Genomic DNA, 4749 nt, shown 5'->3' on the forward strand with positions numbered 1-4749 from the left:
CTTTGACGCACCGTTTCGGCTGCTGGCGCCGCGCGAACTCATCCTCGCCGGCGACTCACTCGTGGGCAGCCTGATTCCCGCACCGTGAGCGAACGCCCGTGTGGGGCAGACTGTTGCGGTGCGAACGGTCGGAGTCGAGGAGGAACTGCTGCTCGTCGAGAGTGGCAGTGGCCGGGCGCTATCGAAGGCCGGCCAGGTGCTGCGTCGTGCGGCAGCCGAGCGCGCCGAGCCTGCGGTCGCGACCGGACTCGACCCGGCGGCCAGCGAGGTCGTCGGCGCGCTAGAGAAGGAGCTTCAGCAGCAGCAGATCGAGACCGGGACGGCGCCGCACAGCGACCTCACCACTTTGGAGGAGGATCTGCGGCAGTGGCGGCGCACGGCGATCGACGCCGCCCGGCACAACGGTGCCCGGGTCGCGGCGATCGCTACCTCGCCCGTGCCGGTCGAGCCGCGCATCGTGAACGACGAGCGCTTCGACCGGATGACGCAGCGGTTCGGCCTCACCACCGCGGAGAACCTCACGTGCGGATGCCACGTGCACGTCTCGGTCGAGTCGCGTGACGAAGCGGTCGGCGTGATCGACAGGATCCGGCCCTGGCTGCCGATCCTGGTCGCGCTCACAGCCAACTCCCCGTTCTGGCAGGGCCAGGACACCTCATACGCCTCGTTCCGCACCCAGGCGCAGGGCCGATGGCCGACGGCGGGGCCCACCGAGCTGTTCGGGTCTGCCCAGGCATACGATGACCTGGTCCGTCGCATGGTGGCCTCCGACACCGTGCTCGACTCGGCGATGATCTACTTCGATGCCCGCGCCTCGGAGCACTACCCGACCGTCGAAGTGCGCGTGGCCGACGTGTGCACCGACGTGGGCGACACGGTGATGCTCGCAGGTCTGGCACGGGCGCTCGTGACCACGGCGGCGGCGCAGTGGGCCGCGGGCGACCCGGCGCCGCCCGTGCCTATCGCGATGTTGCGGCTGGCGTCGTGGCAGGCATCGCGTGCCGGAGTGAGCGCCAACCTGCTCGAGCCGCTCACCGGCCTGCCGCGGCCGGCGAGCGACGTCGTCGGAGAGTTTCTGGAGCACGTCGGTCCGGCATTGCGGGAGTCGGGCGACGATGCCGATGTGACGGCGGCTGTGGGCACCGTGCTCTCCCGCGGCACCGGCGCTGACCGGCAACGCGCCACGTGGGAGCAGACCGGCGACCTCGCCGACGTTGTCGCACAAGCCGGACGAATCACTGCAGGTCATGACTCCTGACACCACCGCGCCCACACTGGCGCTGCTGCTCGTTGACCTGCAGAACGCCTACTTCGAGGCGCCGGCGCTCGCCGGCGTACGGGAGTCGCTGATCGAGCGGGCCAACGAACTCGTGCGCGCTGCGCGGGCGGCCGGGCGGCCGGTGGTGCTCGTACGCACCGAGCACGCTCGCGACCGGTCCACCTGGACGATCAACATGCGCGCCGACGGCGAGGGGTTCGCGTTCCGCGGCACCGAGCAGGCCGCGTACGTCAGCACTCTCGAACGGGCAGGTGCGATCGACGTGGTCAAGACCCGCGACGACGCCTTCCACGGTACCCGGCTGCGTGAGGTGCTCTCCGGGCTGGGTGTGAGCCAACTGTTGATCGGTGGCGTCTCGACGCACAGTTGCGTGGCCGAGACGGCGATGGCCGCCTTCGCGCACGACTACCGCGTGGCGATCGCGGGCGAGGCCGTGGCGTCCGAGAACGGCTCACTCGCGGCGGCCATGCTCGACTTCCTCACCGAGGAGCTGCGCCAACCTGTGCTCGATCATGCGGCCAGCCTCCGGCTGCTGCAGGGTCCACTGGACGCACGGTGACGCAAGCTGCCGCCGCGGGACAGCGACACAGCTAGCCTGGTCGGGTGAGTGCGACGGTGCTGACCTGCTCGATCCACCACGACCGCACCGACCGGAGCTCGGCGGCGCTCGTGGCGGCGATCCGAGATGCGCTTCCCGTGTGGCACGTCGACACAGTCGGTGTCGATGCCTTCGCCGATCCCTTCCGCGGCACCTATGTCACGCGCAACAACGCCACCGAGTCCCAGCAACGGATGCTGGAGGCGCTGGTGGGATCCGACGCCGTGGTGCACGTGGTGCCGTCGTACTTCAAGAGCCCGCCAGGTGCTGCGAAGAACGCGTTCGACACGATCGACTGCCCCGAGGCGTACGCCGACAAGGTGCACCTGTTCGTCTCGAGCAACCACAAGAACCAGGACTTCGGTGCACGTGAACTGCAGCGGGTGGTTCAGGCAGTGCTTGAGCTCAAGGATCTGCGGGCCGTGCTCGTGCCCGAGATACCGGTGGTGGACCCGGACCACCTGACCAGTGACGCCACCGAGGTCGCCCTCGCACGGGTCGCTCACCTGCTCGAGCAATACGGCTGTCTGGTGGAGCGCCCTGCCGACTGACGCCGGGGTCCGCCCGACTCAGGCGTTGGGTGGCTTCGGAATCGGGTTCGTACGGAGCGCGTCCGCGACCGCGACCAGGTTGGCGGCCATGGCCTCGCCGGTGGAGGCTGACCAGTCGTGACCGGTGGTGGTGTCGAGGTAGTCCGGCCCCGGCCCGGGGCCGGTGTGCCAATAGGTCCACGCCTGTGCCGGGATCGTGTAGCCGATGTCCATCAGGGCGCCGGCGGTGGTCGCGATGATGTGGTGCGCCCCATCCTCGTTGCCGGTCACCACGACGCCTGCCACGCGGTTGTAGGCGACCGGTGTGCCGTCCTCGGTGGTCTCGGAGAGCATGGCATCCATGCGTTCCAGCACCCGCTGGGTGATGCTCGACGCCTGTCCTAGCCAGGTGGGCGTCGCGATCACGAGGATGTCGCTGGCGAGCACCTGCTCGTGGATCTGGGGCCAGGCGTCACCCGCGCCCTCGTCGGACGTGACACCCGGCTTCACGTCGTGATCGACGACTCGGATCATGTTGACGTCCACGCCGCGTGCGCGAAGGGCGTCGATCACCACCTGCGCCAGGGCCGCGGTGTTCGAGGTCTCGTCGCCGGCCTTGAGCGTGCAGTTCAGGACCAGCGCGGTGAGCGTCACCGCTGCGCCTAGTGGTTGCGGAGCAGGTCGATGAGCTCGTCCTTGGTCTTGTCCGAGTAGCCGGACAGCCCGAGCTCCTTGGCGCGGTCGCGCAGCTCGGCGACCGTACGGTCCTCGTAGTCCTCGGCCCTGCCGCCGCGACGGCCCACGGTGCCCTTACCCTCGGCGGCCGCGGCGTTGGAGATCCGCGCAGCCTTCTCCTTGGAGGCGCCGTCATCGCGCAACCCCTCGTACATGTCCGGGTTCTTGATCGACGACGGTGTGTCCTTGCGAGGCATGTCTGCTCCTTCGGTCGTTCGCGATCATCGGCGGTACAACTCTCGTGACGGTACGCCGCTGCGGCGCCGTTGGCCACCCTGGATCGCGCCCGTGGGGTCCCTCTCCCGGCGTCGGCGTCAAGGTCGATCTGTCCCGTCGGCTATGCCGTGGAGCGCAGACAGCGTAGGTTGGGGTCACGGACCCCGCTGAAGAAGACGGGCGGGCCATTGCTGCTGAACGCAGAGGGCCACATGCGCACGTCCCCGTCATCCCGGCCGCGAGCCCCGCAGGCACTCACGCACGCCGAGCGGTCCGAGCTCACCGATCGTCTGGCCTGGAACGCTCACCACGCCACGACCGCCGACGAGCGGCAGTACGTCGAGCGCGAGATCGTTCGACTCAACATCCGTGTCGCGCGAGCGATCGCATCGCGCTACCGCGGCCGTGGCATCGCGCTCGACGACCTCGAGCAGGTGGCGTGCGAGGGCCTGGTGAAGGCCGTGCAGCGGTTCGACCCGGCCCTTCACCACGATCTGCTCAGCTACGCGGTGCCCACTATCCGCGGTGAGCTGTTGCGTCACTTCCGGGATCTGCACTGGGCGGTACGGCCGCCCCGACGGCTTCAGGAGCTCGAGCGCCGTGTGGCCGCCGCCGTGGTCGAGCTGGGCAGCGAGCTTGCCCGCCAGCCCAGCTCGGAAGAGATCTGCACGCACCTGGCCCTCGATCGCTCCGACCGTGGCGAGGTTGTCGCAGCGCTGCGCGGATTCCGACCCCTGTCGCTGGACAGGCCGGTCGGGGGCGATGGCGCAGCCACTGTCGGCGACGTGGTCGCCGACCCCGTCGATCGGCTCAGTATCGCCGAGGACCGTGCGCTCCTGGCTCCGGCCCTGCGCCGACTGAGCGCCCGTGACCGGCGCGTCCTGCACCTGAGGTTCGTCGAAGATCGCTCGCAACGAGAGATCGGTGACGAGATGGGCGTGAGCCAGATGCAGGTGAGCCGGTGGCTCGCCCGCATCCTCGCGGAACTGCGTGGCCGGCTCACGGCCGGCGTCCGTCGACGTGAGCCGCTGGCAGTGTCCAGATGAGCAGTCGACACAGCAAGGGAGAAGAGTGATGGCCAGAAGCACCGAGAAGAATCCGAACAAGTCCGCGAAGATCCTGTACCAGCCTGTCGGCCTCGTGAGCAGTGTGATCGCCGGGGTGGTCGCCGGACAGATCTTCAAGCAGATCTGGAAGCGTGCGCTTCCGGGCGATCATGACGACCCGCCGGAACCGCTGCAGTCGGAGTACTCGTGGAAGGAGGTCGTCGTCGGCGCACTCATCCAGGGTGCGATCTTTGCAGCCGTCAAGGCAGCGGTCAGCCGTGGGGGTGCCCGCGCCTTCGAACGCTGGACCGGCGAGTGGCCGGGCAACTGACCCCTTGCCGGATT

Annotated in this window: 7 protein-coding genes; 5 read left to right on the forward strand and 2 right to left on the reverse strand. The window is 69.1% G+C overall.

Annotated elements, in window-relative coordinates; genetic code table 11:
* The first annotated feature begins 118 nt into the window (after positions 1-118).
* The 3 genes from ACOJSN_RS06985 to ACOJSN_RS06995 are packed head-to-tail and all read left to right on the forward strand — an operon-like array spanning position 119 to position 2428.
* Entirely contained in the window at positions 119-1258 is a 1140-nt protein-coding gene (locus tag ACOJSN_RS06985; RefSeq protein ID WP_420111783.1) for a carboxylate-amine ligase, read from the forward strand.
* Positions 1248-1838, forward strand: coding sequence for a cysteine hydrolase family protein (locus ACOJSN_RS06990; protein WP_420111784.1), 591 nt, complete (start codon positions 1248-1250; stop codon positions 1836-1838). Before ACOJSN_RS06985 ends, ACOJSN_RS06990 begins: the two co-directional genes overlap by 11 nt.
* Positions 1839-1882: 44 nt before the next feature.
* Positions 1883-2428 (forward strand): NADPH-dependent FMN reductase, encoded by a 546-nt coding sequence (locus tag ACOJSN_RS06995; protein ID WP_420111785.1) that lies wholly within the window; start codon positions 1883-1885, stop codon positions 2426-2428.
* 18 nt (positions 2429-2446) lie between these two features.
* Here the strand turns inward: ACOJSN_RS06995 and ACOJSN_RS07000 are convergent, their stop codons facing one another.
* Together ACOJSN_RS07000 and ACOJSN_RS07005 are read right to left on the reverse strand one after the other, a co-directional pair.
* Entirely contained in the window at positions 2447-3061 is a 615-nt protein-coding gene (locus ACOJSN_RS07000) for a flavodoxin family protein (protein ID WP_420111786.1), read from the reverse strand.
* 8 nt (positions 3062-3069) lie between these two features.
* On the reverse strand, positions 3070-3339 hold the full coding sequence (locus tag ACOJSN_RS07005) for a DUF7218 family protein (RefSeq protein WP_420111787.1): 270 nt from the start codon (positions 3337-3339) through the stop codon (positions 3070-3072).
* A 231-nt stretch (positions 3340-3570) separates the two neighbouring features.
* Between ACOJSN_RS07005 and ACOJSN_RS07010 the strand changes: the two genes are divergently transcribed.
* Complete coding sequence (locus tag ACOJSN_RS07010; protein WP_420111788.1) at positions 3571-4404, forward strand: sigma-70 family RNA polymerase sigma factor; 834 nt, start codon at positions 3571-3573, stop codon at positions 4402-4404.
* Positions 4405-4432: 28 nt separating this feature from the next.
* Complete coding sequence (locus ACOJSN_RS07015) at positions 4433-4735, forward strand: DUF4235 domain-containing protein (RefSeq protein WP_420111789.1); 303 nt, start codon at positions 4433-4435, stop codon at positions 4733-4735.
* Positions 4736-4749 lie beyond the last annotated feature (14 nt).

Origin of the sequence: Pseudactinotalea sp., assembly GCF_048594945.1 — a bacterium.
Lineage (GTDB): Bacteria > Actinomycetota > Actinomycetes > Actinomycetales > Beutenbergiaceae > Pseudactinotalea.